Annotated in this window: 11 protein-coding genes; 1 reads left to right on the top strand and 10 read right to left on the bottom strand. The window is 54.0% G+C overall.

The genetic code is table 11. From position 1 onward, the window contains the following. Positions 1–2: 2 nt before the first annotated feature. The 8 genes from ACFOLF_RS35510 to ACFOLF_RS35475 all read right to left on the bottom strand — a co-directional run bounded on the left by ACFOLF_RS35510 (position 3) and on the right by ACFOLF_RS35475 (position 10459). Positions 3–2255 (bottom strand): helix-turn-helix domain-containing protein, encoded by a 2253-nt coding sequence (locus tag ACFOLF_RS35510; protein WP_210040275.1) that lies wholly within the window; start codon positions 2253–2255, stop codon positions 3–5. Positions 2256–2423: 168 nt separating this feature from the next. Beyond that, positions 2424–3848 carry an MFS transporter gene (locus tag ACFOLF_RS35505; RefSeq protein WP_210040276.1) on the bottom strand — a complete coding sequence of 475 codons (1425 nt, stop codon included), beginning with the start codon at positions 3846–3848 and terminating at the stop codon, positions 2424–2426. Between the two features lie 114 nt (positions 3849–3962). Next, the gene (locus ACFOLF_RS35500) at positions 3963–5522 is read right to left on the bottom strand and encodes an extracellular solute-binding protein (protein ID WP_210040277.1); all 1560 of its coding nucleotides are present in this window, start codon (positions 5520–5522) and stop codon (positions 3963–3965) included. A gap of 35 nt (positions 5523–5557) precedes the next feature. Continuing rightward, positions 5558–6421: a carbohydrate ABC transporter permease gene (locus ACFOLF_RS35495; RefSeq protein WP_379113215.1), complete on the bottom strand. Its 864-nt coding sequence runs from the start codon at positions 6419–6421 to the stop codon at positions 5558–5560. Between the two features lie 16 nt (positions 6422–6437). After that, positions 6438–7403, bottom strand: coding sequence for an ABC transporter permease (locus ACFOLF_RS35490; RefSeq protein ID WP_210040278.1), 966 nt, complete (start codon positions 7401–7403; stop codon positions 6438–6440). Positions 7404–7617: 214 nt separating this feature from the next. Continuing rightward, a complete protein-coding gene (locus ACFOLF_RS35485; protein ID WP_210040279.1) occupies positions 7618–8508 on the bottom strand; it encodes a sugar phosphate isomerase/epimerase family protein in 891 nt (296 codons plus the stop codon). Beyond that, positions 8505–9419 (bottom strand): Gfo/Idh/MocA family protein, encoded by a 915-nt coding sequence (locus tag ACFOLF_RS35480; RefSeq protein ID WP_379219764.1) that lies wholly within the window; start codon positions 9417–9419, stop codon positions 8505–8507. Before ACFOLF_RS35480 ends, ACFOLF_RS35485 begins: the two co-directional genes overlap by 4 nt. 11 nt (positions 9420–9430) lie before the next feature. After that, positions 9431–10459 carry a Gfo/Idh/MocA family protein gene (locus ACFOLF_RS35475; RefSeq protein ID WP_210040280.1) on the bottom strand — a complete coding sequence of 343 codons (1029 nt, stop codon included), beginning with the start codon at positions 10457–10459 and terminating at the stop codon, positions 9431–9433. Positions 10460–10790: 331 nt separating this feature from the next. On the opposite strand from ACFOLF_RS35475, the gene ACFOLF_RS35470 reads away from it, so the two are divergent. Continuing rightward, the gene (locus tag ACFOLF_RS35470; protein ID WP_210040281.1) at positions 10791–13052 is read left to right on the top strand and encodes a helix-turn-helix domain-containing protein; all 2262 of its coding nucleotides are present in this window, start codon (positions 10791–10793) and stop codon (positions 13050–13052) included. Between the two features lie 34 nt (positions 13053–13086). Here ACFOLF_RS35470 and ACFOLF_RS35465 read toward each other — a convergent pair whose 3' ends face one another. Then, positions 13087–14166, bottom strand: coding sequence for a Gfo/Idh/MocA family protein (locus ACFOLF_RS35465; RefSeq protein ID WP_379113219.1), 1080 nt, complete (start codon positions 14164–14166; stop codon positions 13087–13089). 22 nt (positions 14167–14188) lie between these two features. Next, positions 14189–16897 carry a hypothetical protein gene (locus tag ACFOLF_RS35460; RefSeq protein WP_210040282.1) on the bottom strand — a complete coding sequence of 903 codons (2709 nt, stop codon included), beginning with the start codon at positions 16895–16897 and terminating at the stop codon, positions 14189–14191. Between the last annotated feature and the right edge of the window lie 17 nt (positions 16898–16914).

The raw sequence follows: 16914 nt of genomic DNA, 5'->3' as shown, positions 1-16914 counted from the left end.
GCCTAACGGTGATGGTTCCGGTAATCGCTGGGCGACATCTCGAATAAACGCTGGAAGACGCGATTGAAGGAACGGTGCGAAAACCCTGTTTTTGCGGCGATTTGACTAATGGTTTGGTCGCTGTCGAGCAGCAGCCTTGTGGCTTCCTTTAATTTGCATTGGGTCAGATAATCATGAAAGGAAACACCCGTTTCTTTTTTAAACAACCGGCTCAAATAGGAGACATTGATATGAAACAAGGAAGAGCATTCCGTCAGGGAAATATCTTTTTCCAGATTCTCGCCAATATATCTGCATACTTCCTTCACTGCTGCCTTGCCTGCCGTATTATTGCTCTCTCTCATGATCTTCAGATACAAAGGCAGCACCGAGTCGATGAACCATAAGCATATTTCTTCCGAGCTCTGATACGTTCTCAATTGATCAAACAGATCATACTCCAATATTCCCAGCGCTGTGCCGCATTTTTTCTCCGCCGAAGACACTAGGGCAGCCAGCAGAACATGATAGCTTTGGTAAACAAAATAGTAGGACTCGGTTCTGAGCACGGTTTCGTTGAATTCCCGTACCCCTTGTTCGAATTGGCCGGAGTCGCCGTTAAACAGCGCTTCCGTAATCATCGCTTCAACCTCATGCGGATACTTGGGGAACGTCTGCTTGTCAGTCAGGTTGTCATCATAGGACAGAATGGATTCCGAATCCTTCAGCAAACGAAATTGCAAGGCAAGCTGGGCTTCACGGTAGGACAACGCGATATCCGCAATATGCGGATAAGACCTCCCAATGCCTATGGATGCACGGATATTCAGGTAGGTTTGCAAAGCGGACTGAACCCTTCCGGCATATTTCCCGGCTTCTTGAAGCACGAAATCCGGCACAGCGTCGTGATCGAAGCATAGAACAGCTATGCCATAGCCGCGGAAGTCATGCAGGACGTATCCCTTCTGAGACAGCAGCTCATTCATCACATTCGATAAAGCATAGATCAGCAGCGGTTTATCCTTAGACTGAAAACGTCCGCTTTTCCCGAAATCCTCAACTCTGACGAGCAGCACAATATAGGTACAGTCGGCATGAATGCCGTATTCGCTGCAGTCTTTGTGCAAGGTGCCAGAGGACAAATAATCTCCTTCCAATAGCTGCTGCATGAATTTTTCGATCAGGGAGAGCTCCGATTTGGCGATCCGCGCGCTCGATAATTGCAGCTGAGTGTTGAAATATTCAAGGCATTCGCCAATAAACGATATTTCTTCCTTGTGAATGCCGATCTTGTTTTTGCTCAGCCGTTTGCCGAAGTCTACCAATTGGCCAATCGGATGGTAAGCCCGCCTGGAGTTGAAAATAGTCAGAATAATGCCCAGCGCCAGAAATATCGTAACCGCAAATATCGTTGTCCAGAATATCCAGCGCAGATCCTTTACAATCTCGGAGCGGGAAATAATGGACACGTACGTAATCCCAAGACTGGACTTTCGATAGGAATAAAAGTATTCGTTTCCATTGACATCCATAACCGAGGCATTGCTCGATTGCAGCCGGCTGGAAGCGATCGAACGCGTGACCTCCTCTCCCACCAGCCTGTCAGTGCTGGTCTGCCTATTGGACTGAAACAAGATTTGGTCTGTCCTGTTCACAACAAATATGGACTCATTCCGGGTGAGCGACAAAATCGTGGAAAGATAGTCATTTATTTGTTCGACTCCCACTTGCGCCACGAGCATTCCCTGGGGATTCAGCGACGTTGTGGGCAATGTCATAATTAATGAGATATAACCGTCTCTTTGGCTTGCCGGAAGATAGCGCCAATATGTAGTCTTATGAACATTGCCCAGAACAGCAAGATCATCTCTATACTTGAAATACGACTCATGCACATTACCCTGCTCGCTGGATAGGATGAGCCTTGAATTCATGTTCATGTAGTAGACGTTTTTGATGAATTTGTTGCGGTTAAGCAGCGCGGAGACCTCCGTTAATATGGAAATATTGTTCTGGACTCTCGATGGTTCATCCAGCGTTAAGAAGGATTCGTATATGGCAGGGTCCAAAGCGCTCTTGGACAATTCCTCTACCACGTCGAACATGGCATCATCGATAAACCGTTCAATGATGTCCAGCGAATCCTGGTTATTCGTCTGAATATGTGCAATTTCCCGCTTCATTGAAGTGTTGTAATAGACGATGCTGGCCAGCACAAGAGGCAGACAGACGGATAGACAGCCGAGCCAGATCAGACGATACAAGTAAGATTTCATACCGCACGTCCTCCTTTAGCACTTCATGCTACACAGCTTGATTCTATTCCCGGCAGTCGTCGGACTTCAATGGACAATTATTTACCTTATCCCTTAATAGCGCGATTTTGGCGGATTTATTGGTTTTTTCAACGCCTGGCCAGCCTGTCTCCTTATATATATTAATCTTCACCTTTTAATAACACGCGGGTGACGCAGCCGGTAAGCGGCAATCGCTGCTCCCAGACAAGCCAGAAAGCATAATCCGAACAAAATTCTCAGGCGCAGCTCTCCCTTTACGGAGGCTCCGGCCTCCAGGTTCAATTGCCCCAGCAGCAGAGCGGCCAGGCCGATTCCGGCGATTTGCCCGAAATAACGGACCATGGCCAGCAGGCTGCCCGCCAGGCTGATTTTGCCGTCCGGGGCTGCGCTCATGATATCGGCGTTGTTCGCGGAATGAAACAGCCCTGTGCCGATGCCGAATAAAACCAGCTGCAGGACGATCGCCCACACGGTTATTTGCGGCATGCAGGCGATGAACAGCATGGACAAGGCACAGCAGGCCGCTCCGCCAGCGATCGGTATCAGACTGCCGTGCCTGTCGCGGAATGAACCGGCAAAAGGAGCGACAATTCCCACCAGCAGCGGCTGCGCCATGAGCACTCCGCCCGCAGCGGCCACCGGCAAGCGTAACGGCCCCTGCAGATAAAAGGTGATCGGGATCAATGAGGCGCTCAGCGCCATATTGATGAGAAACGAGCTGAGGTTGCCGAGCCGCACCGTCCTCACGCTCAGCAGGGCGCGGTCCAGAATGCCGGATTGGACGCGTCTGCCGTACAACGCCAGCACAATCAACACGGCGACGCCCCCCGCAGCCTCGACCGCAGCCATCGGGGATGTGCTGCCGCTGGCGGTGTCGGCAGCAAGCAGCAGCAGTATGGTGCCCAACGCCAGAAGCAGCGTTCCGGCAATATCCAGGCGGGCGCCGGCGGATCTGACGCTCTCGCGGGGAAACAGGCGCAGCCCGAGCAGGAACGCTGACAGACCGATCGGGACGTTGATCCAGAACAGCCACTGCCAAGCAGCCCAGCTCAGCACGAGGCCGCCGGCGGCCGGACCCATTAATGTTCCCGCGGCAATGACAACGGCGTTAAGTCCGAGCGCACGTCCCCGTTCATGCTCAGGGAACACCTGGCGTACCATCGCCTGGCTGTTGGCCATGATCATTGCCGCACCGATGCCCTGCAGGCAGCGGGAAGCGATGATCGCGGCAAGACCGGAAGACAGTGCTGCGCATAAAGATCCTGCGGCGAACAACAGGAAGCCGAGGCCGTATACCTTTCTCCGGCTCCAGATGTCTGACAATCTTCCGAAGAAAGGCAGCAGTGCGGCCATGACGAGCAGGTAGCTGGTCGCGATCCACTGGATTTGAGCCAGGGAAATTCCAAGCTGCAGTGACATCGTCGGCATGCTGATATTAACGATGCCGACATCCAGAGTGGACATGAATGTACCCATGTTGACGATCAGCAGCACGGTCCATTTGGAGGAGTCAGATGGAATGACCGTTAACGTTTTCTCCTTGCTGGTCACATTGTATTGACCTTTCTCCAACAGGTATCACCCTCTCCATTACCTTGTTCACACCTTGCCTCAAGAGAATTCAAAACAACCCAGCACCGGATTGGCGCTGGGCATACAGCTTGCAGGCTTGTACGGTTCTCCGTCTTATTTCTGGGCGCTCAGGGAGCGGTCATAGGCCGTTTGATAAACACTGACGATTTTGTCGACGCCGATCTCTTTTAATTCCTCCACATAGCTGTCCCATTCGCTCAAATTCCGCTGGCCGGTAATAAATTTGGCCAGATTCTGGTCGCGGGTTTTCTGCAGCGTTTGGCCTACGGTCGAAATCGTCTCCAGCTCCTCCTGCGTCATCGCGGGCCGCGGCTGCTGCTCGCTGTCATATTTGGGCGCCTGCTCGTAAGCATCCTGAAGCTCCGGCGACGAAAGCGAGAGATGCGCGTCATAATCGAACCACGTATACGTTCCATCCGTGGAGAGACCGGTTTTCTTGCGCATGTCGGACACATCCGTATAGCCTCCGGTAAATTGCTTCTTGCCGTTGTCGTCCTTGTACGTTTCGCCAGCCTTACCCCAGCTGACCAGCGTCTTGCCTTCCTCGGAGTAGAAGAAATCCATATAATGCATGATTTCTTTAATTTTTTTCGAAGTCGTCGTCACCATTATGCCATTCTCCAGGAACTGTGTATAAGCATTTTTCTGCGGACCGTCCGGCCAGCCTGCCGGTGTCGGCATGAACAGCAGGTTGTACTGCGGATTCTGCTTGCGCATCGGCAGATTGAAGAAGTCGACACGGCTGATATAGTCGGCGGTGACAAAGGCGCGGTCGGTGGACATGAGGTCCTGCCACTGCTTCGTGTCGATGGTGAGGAAATCGGGCGGTATCAACCCTTCTTTATAAAAGGTGTTCAAATACGTAATCATCGTCTTGAAGTTGTCTTCGATTGGTCCGTAGCGCCATTCCTTCTTGTCGAAATCAAAATACACATCATTGGTGCCGTCGTTGCTGTTGGTGCCGAATGCCGGAGCAAAGTTGCGCAAATACTGGAGCCCCTGCCGCCATGCCATGGGGAAGCTGTCCGGATACGCCTCTTTCAGCTTCTTCAGAGCGGCGTGCAGCTCGTCCCAGTTGGCCGGCGCGGTCAGGCCGTTAGCCTCGAAAATATCGGCGCGGTACATCCAGTTCATCCGGTTGGTTTCGCCGATGCCGTTATTCGGAAAAATATACATTTTGCCGTCGGCTGACATGGCGTTCTGCGAATCGATCGGGAACTGCTCCATCCAATTTTTCAGGTTGGGCATCTCGTCCAGATAATCCAGGATGTTGACAAGCGCCCCCTGCTGCCCGAATTTATCGGCTGTCTGCTTGTTTTGCGTATACAGCATATCCGGCATATCGCCTGATGCCACGGTCAGGTTAAGCGCGTTGTCCAGCTGCGCGTCGGGAGGAACCTGCACATCCAGCGTGACCCCGGTATTTTCCTTGATGTATTTCCATACCGGCCAATCCTTGTTGTACGGCCAGCTGGCGTTGGAATAATCAAGGAACGTGAACGTTTGCTCCTTGGGGGCAGCTGCCGCATTGTCATTGCCTGGCGCCGCCGCGTTGCCTGACGATGGTTCGTTGCTCCCGCTTTGATTGGCGCAGCCTGCCAGCATGGCTGTCGTGAGCGAGGCGGCCAGTACCCACATCTTCATCTTCTTCATTGCGATCAATCTCCTTTTTGGTTTCATCTGCACCTCTACCCCTTCACCGATCCAATTAAGGCTCCCTTGACAAAATACTTCTGGAGAAACGGATAAACCAGCAGGATGGGAACCGTTGAAACGATAATGGTCGCATACTTGAGCGGCTCGTCCAGAACCTGGTTGTCTCCCACATTGGTGCCGCCGCTTGTGACCATCTGCGAAGCCATGACGATATTGCGCAGCACCACCTGAAGCGGATACAGCTGGTCGTTGCGCAAATACAGCAGAGCCGAGTAAAAATTGTTCCAGATGCCGACGGCGTAGAACAGCCCGATCGTCGCGAGAGAAGCGGTGGACAGCGGGAGCACGATGCGCACGAAGATGCCGATATCGTTCAGGCCGTCGATTTTGCCCGATTCCTCGACCTCCCTCGGCAGGCCGAGAAAGAAGGTGCGCATAATGATCAAATTCCACGTGCTGATCGCCGTCGGCACAATCATCGACCAGAACGAGTCGACGAGGCCCAGGCTCTTGACGACGAGGAAGGTGGGAATCATCCCCCCGTTGAAGAACATGGTGAATACGACGAGCATGGTGAACGATTTGTGGAACACCATTTCCTTCTTGGCCAGCGCATACGCCCCCGCCGCCGTAACCAGCAGGGAGAGCGGCGTCCCGACTGCTGCATACAGGATCGTATTGCGGTATGACGACCACAGCCGGGGATCGGTCAGCACGGCATCATAGGCACGGAGGTTAAGCCCGCGCGGCAAAAAATTGATCTGGTTCTTGATCACATACACGTCGCTGCTTAGCGAAACCGAGATCATATAAAGAAAGGGATAGACCGTGGCAAGAATGATGCCAAGCAAGAAAATAACAATCAACACACGGGATACGGACCAGCTGCGATTCACAGGTTACTCCCCCTCTCTACCACAAGCTCGTTTCGCTGATTTTGCGGCTTATATAATTGACCGTATAGATGAAGAACAGGCTGATTATACCCGTAAACAAATCTACCGTCGTGCCATAGCTGTAATTGCCCAGCGTCAAGCCCGTCCGGTACACGAACGTGCTGAAAATATCGGCGGTCTCATACGTGGCAGGGTTCATCAGCAGGAACACCTTCTCGAAGCCGATGTCGATAATATGGCCAACGTTCAGAATCAGCATAATGACGATGGCCGGGGTGATGCCCGGAATCGTCACATTCCAGAGCTGCTTCCAGCGGCTGGCCCCGTCAATCTCCGCCGCTTCATACAGCTGAGGGTCAATCGCGGTAAGCGCGGCAAGGAAAATGATGGACCCCCACCCGGCATGCTGCCAAATATCGGCCAGCACATAGATCGGGCGGAACCATTCCGGCTGCACCAGCAAATTCACGGGCTGCAGGCCGAACATTTTCACGAAGTGGGCGACGATGCCGGTTGTGGGGGACAGAAACATAACGACCATCCCGACGACCACAACATTGGAAATAAAATGAGGCACATAGCTTACGGTCTGCACGAACCGTTTGAACAGCACCTGCTTGACTTCGTTCAGGCACAGCGCCAGGATAATCGGCATCGGAAAGCCGAACACGACGTTGAAGACGCCAAGCAGGAACGTGTTGCGGAACAGCTGGAAGAATTCGGGGCTTTCGAAAAACATATGGTAATACTTCAGCCCCACCCAGTCGCTGGCCCAAACCCCTTTAAACAGATTGTAATCCTTAAATGAGATAACGAGGCCGAACATCGGCAAATATTTGAACAGGATGTAATACACAAGACAAGGCAGGAATAACAGCAGCAGGTATTTGCTCTGGTTCAGCCTCTTGAAGAATAGGCTCCTCCCGCCACGCTGCGAAGCGGGTACCGTCCATGATTGATCCGCCGGTTTGACCTGCTCCATATGCTTTCCTCCCTTTACGTTGATGAATGCTCCTCCTGATTGCCAGGAACTCATTGTGCGGAGAAGACGCTGCGATAATCATCGAAGCTGCTCCTGCCGCATGTGCCGCTGCAGCTGTGCCAAGCTTTTTGCTGCCGGTTATATAACCCCTTCTGCAGCTGCCGCTCACTTTCACGGGAGCATATCCGAATTTGAGGCATTTGCTTATCGCTTGTCACCTTCCGGCTCGTTGTTCCATGCCGAGTTCGCCAAGCAGAGCAAGCAAGCTCTCTACACACTGTGCGGAGGCTTCCCTGCCGCCGTCCGAGAACGAATTGCCCATGGGGCGCTTCAGCTGTTCCTCGGTCAACTTCGAGTGCAGGCGGTAGTGGGTCTCGACCATGACACAGCCTTCATACCGGTCCTCGGCCAGCCTCCGGAACAATGCCCTGTAATCGACTTGCCCTGTCCCGATAGCTACCGCCTCCACGCCATTTGCTGTCTTCACTGCATCCTTGAGATGTATATGGCCAATCTTCCCCGCCAAATGATCATAACCGTCCGGGTAAGGGAGCTCGCCGTCCGGGTCCCACATGTCGTTGCCCGGATCATAGAGCGCCTTCACGGCAGGGGAGGCAACGGCGTCGACGAGCAGGCCGACCTTGCGGGCATTACAGGCGTGCACACCGGGATCGAACTCCAGCACGAATGTAATGCCCGCTTGTTCGAAGCTAGGCGCAATCCGCTTGATCTGTTCGGCGACCCGCGGCAGCGCCTCCTCGAATGGAGCGCTCGTCCAGAAGCTGAAGCCTCTCACCAGCTTCACCTCCAGTTGACTGGCAATGGCGATATACCGCTGCGCCAAGGCAATATGCCGCTCTACCTCTGCCGCTTCGTCCAATTCACATTTGAAAATCGGAGCCGACAGCGCGCAGACCGTAAGGCCGCTGTTATCCGCCAGAGCCTTGACAGCCCTAATCGCCTCATCGTCCAGCTCGTGAACAGGCTTGTCGTTCACCGAGCGGAGCTCTATCGCTTCCAGTCCGTACTGTTTGGCGAAGGCTATCGCATCGCCTGCGTCCTGGGACACCTCATCTGTCAATATCCCCAGACGAAACCGCCTCATAATGCCACCGTCAGCCCACTTGCACGGCTTTCATTGGCGGCTTCGAGGAAACGGATGATTTCCAGCGTCTCTACGACGGCGACGTCGGGGCTGCCGTCCTTGAACATCTCCATCACATGTTCAAGCAGACTGGCGTAATAGGGCTTGCTTGAAGCGTTGTAGTCGACGAAGGATGTGCCTTTCTCGCGATGCACCAGCCCGCCGAACGTCTTGTTCCCTTTGCGGTTGCCGCGAATCGTCCCGACTCTGCCGTCCGCCCACACTCCGACCACCTGGTCGTGATCGTCGTTCGTCGTTACCGTCACCCGGGCGCATCCCGTTCCGAGCGTGCGGTACAGCATCTCTGCGGTATGAATGCCGTACCAGAAAAATCCCGGCTGAGTAGGCTGGATTTCCATCGGACCATAATAATCGGCGCCAATGATGCTTCCCTCCCCTTCAGCCAGAAGCGCCTGGCTGAGTGCTTCGGCATACCGCAGCGCCGAGCAGCTCATCAGGGGAAATCCGTATTCGGCGGCGAGTTCAGCCATCCCGCGGGCATCCTCCGAGCTCACGGCAAACGGTTTGTCGACGAAGACCGGCCGCCTTAAGGGGGCGATCCGCCGCAGCTGCTCCAGATGAACGCGGCCGTCCACGGACAGCAGCAGCACCGCGTCGCTCTGCTCGGCAGCCTGCTCGGGAGATTCCACAATATTGACGCCGTAAGCGTCAACAAGCTCTTTCTTAAAGCCCGGCAGCCGCGACCAGCTCATCGCAAAATCGGGCGAGCCCCCCGGGAAAGCAGCCGTCACACGTCCTCCAGGGACATGGTGCTGCTGCCCTGGATCGTTCAGAAGTCTGGCAAAAGCCGTTACATGCGACGTATCGAGGCCAATCATACCGATATTCAACAGCTTCTCCAAACGGCTCACTCCTTGTCTTTTTAGTTAAGTTTGATCTCTCTTCCCGTTCTTGCCGATTCGTAAATGGACAGAATGAGGTCAACCGATTTCCTGGCTTCCTCCCCGTTCACGAGCGGCTCGCGGTTATATTTCACCGCGCTTAGAATATCGTCGACAAAGATATAATGTCCGTCAGTCGACATATCCTCCGGCTTCGTGCGTCCCATGGTTGCCAGTGATTCTACATGCGGAGCCTGCTCGTCCGTATCTATCATTTTCCACTGCAGGATGCCGCTGTCGCCCACGATGATCGTCCCTTTCTCGCCGTGCAGCTCGAAGCGCGTTTCCTGATTCGGATACACCGACGTTGTACCCTGAATGACGCCGAACGCACCGTTGTTGTACTTCAATACGGCTACTGCCGTGTCCTCAACCTCGATATCACGCACGAGCGGAGCGGCATAGGCAAATACGGAAGCCGCGCCTCCCATCAAATACTGAATCACATCGATGCCGTGCACCCCTTGATTCATGAGCGCGCCTCCGCCGTCCCACTGCCACGTCCCCCGCCAGCCTGCGCTTTTGTAGTATTCCGGACTCCGGTAATATTTGAGATAGGCATCGCCAAGCACCAGCTTGCCGAGCTTGCCCTCGACAATCGCCTGACGAGCCGCCGCTACCGACGGCATAATCCGGCGCTGAAAGACGCAGCCCAGCTTCACGTTATAGCGGCGGGCGGCGTCAATCATCTGCGACATCTTCTCCTTCGTAATGTCAAGCGGCTTCTCGCACAGGATATGCTTCCCCGCCTGCGCCGCAGCGATCGCAACCTCCGCATGCATGCCGCTTGGTACGCACACTGACACGATGTCGATATCGTCGCGCTTCAGCAGCTCCTCATAATCGGCATATACACTCGGAATGCCATATTCCCCGGCCATTTGCCGGGCTTTGTCCGGGACGACGTCGGATATGGCCGCAAGCTCCGCTTCCGGATGGTGAGCAATCGCTCTGGCGTGAAAGGGAGAGATAACCCCTGCGCCTATTACAGCAAATCGAATTTTGGACATCGTGCTTTCGTCACCTCATCTTTCAGACTAAAATCTCATTTTCCGTTACTGCCAATTGCGGGCGTCACTCCGCTGCAGTGGCGCTGACCGAAGCTCAGGAATGCTGCGTTACCTCCCCTTTCGCATGACCTTCATAACGCTGCGGACTGCAGCGTGCATGTACCTCGATTGTACGCACCAGGGAGCCTGGCGCCTATCGTCTATATTTCGGAATATTCTCTCTATTGCGAAAAATCCGCAAAATAGTGAAGTTTTCGTAAAAGAGAGGATCCGCAAATTTTTCTTCCTATGGTATACTTTGTACTAAATTAAGTTGAAGGGTGGGTTTTGCGTGGAGCTGATAAAACCTTTCCTGAAATTAAAAGCGAATTCGTTATTTATCAGGCTGTTCACAAGCTTCTTAATCGTGATCGTCATGCTGGTGTCCTTCAACTTCTTCTCGATGACCTTCTCCAAGAACAAGATCCACGACGAAATTATCAACTACAATATGCTGAACCTGACGACCACAACTGACAGCTATGAGAAAGAATTCGAGCTGATCCGCAACCAGCTGCTCACCTTCTTCTTCAATGAGAACGTGCAGCAGATTTATTTTGATCAGCAGGCCGTTAATTACGACACGGCAGCCAAAACGGTGCAGGACATTCGCCAAATGACCCTGAATCCCCTCCTGTACGTAAACAACGTTATTCTCTATTACAAGAAAACCTCGCTCGTGCTGGACAAGAGCTCGGTATCGAAAGACAGCACGTTTTTCAGCAAATTTTACGCCAGCTACGACTACCCGTCCGAATTTTGGAGCAGACAGTTTGACAAAGACACACGCTTTGAAGTATACCCGCCCGCTTCCTTCTACGAAATCCCCTTCCAGGGCGAATACAACCCGCTTGGACAGCAAATCCCGGTCGTGGTGAAAGCAAGCCTGTATCAGGATTTCTATATGGCCGCCTTCCTGGATGTACAGAAAATGTTCCAGGCTTTTCACTTGTCCATCAACGACAACTTCTTCATCCTTGACGGCAGGGGCAGAAAGCTGTTCTCCTCTTCGTCAGCCTCCGATATCGGGTCCTTGCCGGCGTTCGATAACACGAAGACCTACCTCAAGAAGGGGAATTACTATTTCTTCTATAAGAAAGGCTCCTTATCGGGACTTACGTATGTAAACGTCGTTCCCGATGCCTATGTGGCGTCTCAGGTACGGCTCAACGTATCCCTTGTAACCCTGCTCATTTTCACAATCGGCATCAGTATCGTCACCTCGCTATTGTTCAGCATCAGCTTCAACAATCCAATCCAGCGCATAATCCAGTCGATTAAACAGCTTAACGCGCTCGTTCCGATACGCAGCCGGATCAGTGAATTCAATACGATCAGCAGTCAGATCAACAATATTCACAAAGACTTGAACCATAAAAATTCGCAGCTGAAGAGCTTCGCCTATATCAGCAGCCTGAAAAGAATCCACAATAACATCGAGATGGACTTTACGGACCAGTCGTTTGTATTCGTTGTTTTCGAATTAACGTATAAGGGGCGCAGCGGCGACTGGAAGCGGACGGAGCAAAATTGGGCGTACTATGTGAAGGAGTTTGTCGATTACAACTTCAAGCTGCATTTCCGGGAGCCGCTCACCTTCCAGATCGAAACCAATCAGGTGCTGTCGTTTGTTTTTATGGATGAAACGGACAAGCCGGCGCTGCAAGGCCTGCTTGAGAAATTGAAGCAGGTGTTTGAAATCGACAAGGAGGAGGGCTTCATCACGATCGCGGTCAGCTCGCTGTATGCCCATGCGGCGCCAATGACCGAGGCATACGAGGAAGCGCTCAGTCTGATCAGGCAGCGCAGCCTGAACGGTGATACCCAAATCATTACAAGCGGGCAAGCGGCGGAGCCTGCGCCCATGCTGCTGTCGCCGCAGCAGGAGCAGGAGTTTTACTTGAATTTACAAGCCGGCAACGAGAGCGAAACGCTTCAGATCGTACAGCGTCTGCTGCTGCAGCTGAATAAACGGTCGGCTTCGTCCGCCCAGTTTTACCACTTCGCAGAAGAAATTATCCAGAAAACGGTGAAGACGCTCACCAGCATGCAGGTTGCCTTCCATCATCTGACGACGCCGGTCCCGCTGCAGGAACGGCTGAGCTGCTGCTACAGCTATGAACAGCTCTCTTCCTTTCTCGATGAATTTCTGAGAGCGGCGACAGAGCTGGTTAACAAGAAGAAGGGGGAACGTGATCCGATCACGGCTTTCGTGGTGGAATATTTGGAGCAGCATTACGACGGAGATATTACGCTGGACCTGATCGCCGACAAGCTCGGCATCACGAGCGGCTACTTATCGACCTACTTCAAGGATAAAACGGGGGTTAACTTCATTGACTTCCTGAACGACCTGCGGATACGCAAAGCCAAAGAGATGCTTCTTTATTCCAATTGCAAAATCCAGGAAGTCGCCCGCAAGGCGGGCTACCAGAATATGAACTCATTCAACCGGATGTTCAAAAAATTCTCCGGCATTACGCCTGGAGAATTCCGCAAATCCCCGTCGTATGGACAGGGAATCAGAGATTCAATCGTCAAAAAAGAGGCGTAATCGCTCACGCCTCTTTTACTGAAAATAGTTTTCGCTATGCAAGAGCATAGTCCTTCAAGATGTCTTTCACCTTCACAGGGGCGCCAAGCTCCATGCTTCGTTCCATGGCCGCCATAATTGCCAGCGTATGACAGCCTTCTTGCAGATCAGGCTTCGGCACCTCGCCCTTATCCAGACACTCCGCAAAATATTCAATGTAATTCTGATATTCGCCCGCATGATGGCTCTCCCGCTCGAAGCGGAAATAATACGGATGCTTGTCTTCGAACGAATGCGTAACAGCCGGCTCCGGCGGAAAATGAGTATGGTACAGCAGCTTGGAATAGACCGCGCGGCTTGTTCCCTTCGTTCCCCGCAGCGTGCAGCTGATTCCCGGATCGACGTTGCGGAGCGCCGGCTTCGTATAGGAGCCGCTCACCTGGGCGATGCGTCCCTCGGTGTCCTTCAGGAGAAATCTCATTGTATCGGGAACGGTCAAGCCGAACTCCTTGTTTGTCGTGCTGGAATGCCCATAGCCGAATACCTCCTCAATATCCGGCAAATACCATGCAGCCAGATCCACCGCGTGAATCATAAAGTTGTACATCCAGCTGAAGCCCTGTTGCCGGCTCCAGCCCTTCTTCAGAAACCACCGGGAGTCCGAGATATAATACGTCTCGACCGTATCGATTTCGCCGTGACGGCCGGCCAGATAGTCGCTGCGCTGATGAAGCATCGGCTCGAAGAAGCGGCTGCTTTGCCCGACAAACAGATGTTTTCCGGACACCTCCGCACTCTTGAGCAGCTCCCGGGCCTCATCCAGCGAAGTCAGCATCGGCTTCGTCACAATGACGTGCTTGCCCGCATCCAATGCCTGCTTGATATGCCGGCCATGCAGCTGGTCGGGCGTGTATATCGCGATGACATCAATATCCGGATCATTCAGCAATTCCTCATAGTCAAGGGTGTAACGGTCCAGCCCGAATTCGGCAGCGCGGGTTTTGCAGGCTTCTTCATTAATATCGCACATGTTGACAAGCTCCCAACGGCCGCTCTGGATCGCCGCTGACAGAATGCTGCGCCCTTCCCCAAGTCCTATGACGCCCAAACGGTATTTTTTTAGCATCGTGTCCATTCATCTCCATTGCATAATAGGTTCAGCCGTACAGCCAATCCAGGGAACGGGCGCTCTCGCTTAGCGGGGATACGTCCCGCTCATTTACAGGCTGGTCGGCCGGGATGATCCCGACAATCGTATAAGCGCCTTTGCCGAGATTAAGCGTATGCCGCCCGGCTTCATACAGGAATGCATGAACGTTGACGCTCGGGTAGAAGCCCGGCTTCACGCCCTTGCGCAGCAGCGGCGCGAGGCCTCCGCGGTCGTCGGCATGCGTATTCTCGTCAAGCGTCGGCACCTGCAGCCATTGCTGCTCTGCCGAGTTGAAGTACCCCACAAGCACGCGGGCCGGCACGTTTATTTCAAACTCGACGGCAATGCCCTTCTTTGCCGCCTCTTCGCGGCTGAACCGGATTCCGGTCAGTCCGCCCAGCTCCTCTGCGCAGCTTTGCGCAAACACATCCCCGTCGGTAAACAGGCAGCTGTTTTTTTGGACTGTATACGTTTCGGCATACGGAGACAGCAGCGTGAAGGCTGCCTGCCGGTACGGCTCGATTGTTTCCTCGCTCGTCACCTTCATCGGAAGCTTGCCGGCCTTCAAGTCATTCACGCGGGCGGCAAAATGGTTGAACTCGTCCTCATATACGGGGAGACAATCCGTCCAGTGCTTATACTTCTGCCCGTTCGGAACCGGAATTTTGCGGTGCGGCGTCTGCATGCTGTTCGCATACAGATAGGTTTTCCCGGTCAAGTCCGTCAGCTTCCGGTACCACTCCAGGCTCTCCTTCAAATAGACCGCAGCCTCTTCCAATATATCCACCCGCTCCGTGTAACTGCCGTTGACCGTATTCTTGAACAGCAGCACCTTGACGGCGGCCCGCACCTTGGCTCCGTATGAGGAGACCATGTATCGGATCGCCTCAATATCAGTTGCGATTCGCTCGAACTCCTCCGCGTTGCGGCTGACGTGAGGACGTGCCCGTACAATCGCCTTCCAGGCGATATCGGCAAACATCTCGGCCGCCTCCACCACATCAAGCGGCGTCTCCCCGATATGCGGCTCTCCCTTGACCTCCCTCTCGGCGTATAGCTCCAGTCTCTCGCCCTGCGGCGCATGGTCCTCCCACAGCGCCTTGTAGGGCGAGTACCGGTCCGGATTGGTCAGCTGGCTCATCGTCATGCCGAGCGACAGCGTCTGCCGGTTGCCCTCCGTAATGCCGAACCGGCGCAGCAGCCGCGGCGCGCATTCGCCAAACGCATCATAGGCTTCCAGCAAAGCGGCCCCCGCTTCCCGCGAACCGAACCTGTCGGCCAGCTCATCTGTCCAGTAATACTGTTCGGTTTCCGCATCGCGGTCCGGATTCCAGGCATATCGTGCCCAGGCGGCGTACCAGATCCAATCGCGGTCCGCCTGCTTGAGTCTTGGCGTTACCTTATCCGCGCTGTACGGCCAGTCCCAATAGAACAGCGGGTAAACATGCAGGCCGTTCGCCTGCTGCCGGTGCTTCGCCGCCTGCATGCTCTTCTGAATGAAGGACGGCGCTCCGTAGCGGAACGGCTCCAGATTGGCCAGAATGTGAATGTTGACGATATGGACCGACTTCATGGAGCTGAGATTATTATGCGTCTCCACCCACCCGCCTCTCGGCGTCCAGGTCGTCAAGGATTCCCCGTTGTATTTCGCTTCGGTATACAGATTCGAGTACAGCGGCAGCGCCTCCTCGATAATCGGCTCGGCTTTGACCGCATGCGCCCTGAGAATAATTGGAGGATTCTCCTTCACGCTCACATCCTTGAGCCCCTCCTTCATTCCGGCAATGATCGTTTCCCTGAACCATTCGGAGCCGTATACGCCCCCATGAAGCGCTTCGCCCAGACAAAGCATGATGCCGACGTTCGGGAACGACCGGACGAATTCGGCGATGGATTTGCGCGTATAATCCGAGGTAATCGGGAGCGGTTTCGGCTGATGCAGATCGAGCCTGTGCTTCTCGGCAAAGGGGAGGGGGATATGAATATTATAGAAATTCAATACGACCCAAATCCCGCGTTTGTCCGCCTCGGCCGTCAGCCAATGGAACATCGAAACATTGAGCCGGTACTCCTCCTCCGTAACCTCCAGCGCCTCCGGATAGTCCTTCAGCTTCACAAGCGAAGCGAACGGGTGTCCCGACCAGATATAGACGACGTTGCTCCGCTGTCCGCAAAGCATATCCAGATAGTCCAGCCACATGTCCTTATCATAAAACCACGGGAAGCGCTCCGGCGTAATCGGGTACTCATAGGTTCGGCGCGGCGGCTCGATCTGCGTCTTCTGCAGGCCCAGCACCGGCCCGCGAAGCGTGAATTTCGGCGTTTCTCCCTGCGCGAGAAGCTCCGGAATCCGCCCGGCCCTGCGGATTTGCCGCGCCAGCTCCTGTGCGCCGTACAAAGCCCCGGTATCGCCTCCTCCCGCCACGACAACAATATTCCCCGGGAGCGTCGCCAGGTAGAAGCCTTCCTTGCCCGGCGCTTCCGAATGATAAATGAGAACCTCCTGTTCCTCCAGCGCGCGGATGAACGCCGACTCTTCCCGGCTGCCGACATAAATCTTGATTCCCTGCTGCTCCCGGTATGAATAGGCCGTCCATGGCGCATCCGCCCGCTCTGCCCGATAGCCGCAATCCTGCAGACCTTCCGTCAACAGCTTCAAGCCGTGAATCAATCGCGGCGAAGCATTGTCCTGTACGTTCAGATATACCTTCTGCATGCCTAACCTCCAGCGTT

This window comes from Paenibacillus sepulcri (assembly GCF_042647105.1).
Lineage (GTDB): Bacteria > Bacillota > Bacilli > Paenibacillales > Paenibacillaceae > Paenibacillus_Z > Paenibacillus_Z sepulcri.
This window is presented reverse-complemented; position numbering and strand designations above follow the sequence as displayed.

Bases quoted from the DNA above. Each gene is read 5' to 3' on its own strand.
- ACFOLF_RS35490 (WP_210040278.1), bottom strand. From the start codon at position 7,403: ATGGAGCAGGTCAAACCGGCGGATCAATCATGGACGGTACCCGCTTCG.
- ACFOLF_RS35460 (WP_210040282.1), bottom strand. From the start codon at position 16,897: ATGCAGAAGGTATATCTGAACGTACAGGACAATGCTTCGCCGCGATTG.
- ACFOLF_RS35485 (WP_210040279.1), bottom strand. From the start codon at position 8,508: ATGAGGCGGTTTCGTCTGGGGATATTGACAGATGAGGTGTCCCAGGAC.
- ACFOLF_RS35510 (WP_210040275.1), bottom strand. From the start codon at position 2,255: ATGAAATCTTACTTGTATCGTCTGATCTGGCTCGGCTGTCTATCCGTC.
- ACFOLF_RS35475 (WP_210040280.1), bottom strand. From the start codon at position 10,459: ATGTCCAAAATTCGATTTGCTGTAATAGGCGCAGGGGTTATCTCTCCC.
- ACFOLF_RS35465 (WP_379113219.1), bottom strand. From the start codon at position 14,166: ATGGACACGATGCTAAAAAAATACCGTTTGGGCGTCATAGGACTTGGG.
- ACFOLF_RS35500 (WP_210040277.1), bottom strand. From the start codon at position 5,522: ATGAAGAAGATGAAGATGTGGGTACTGGCCGCCTCGCTCACGACAGCC.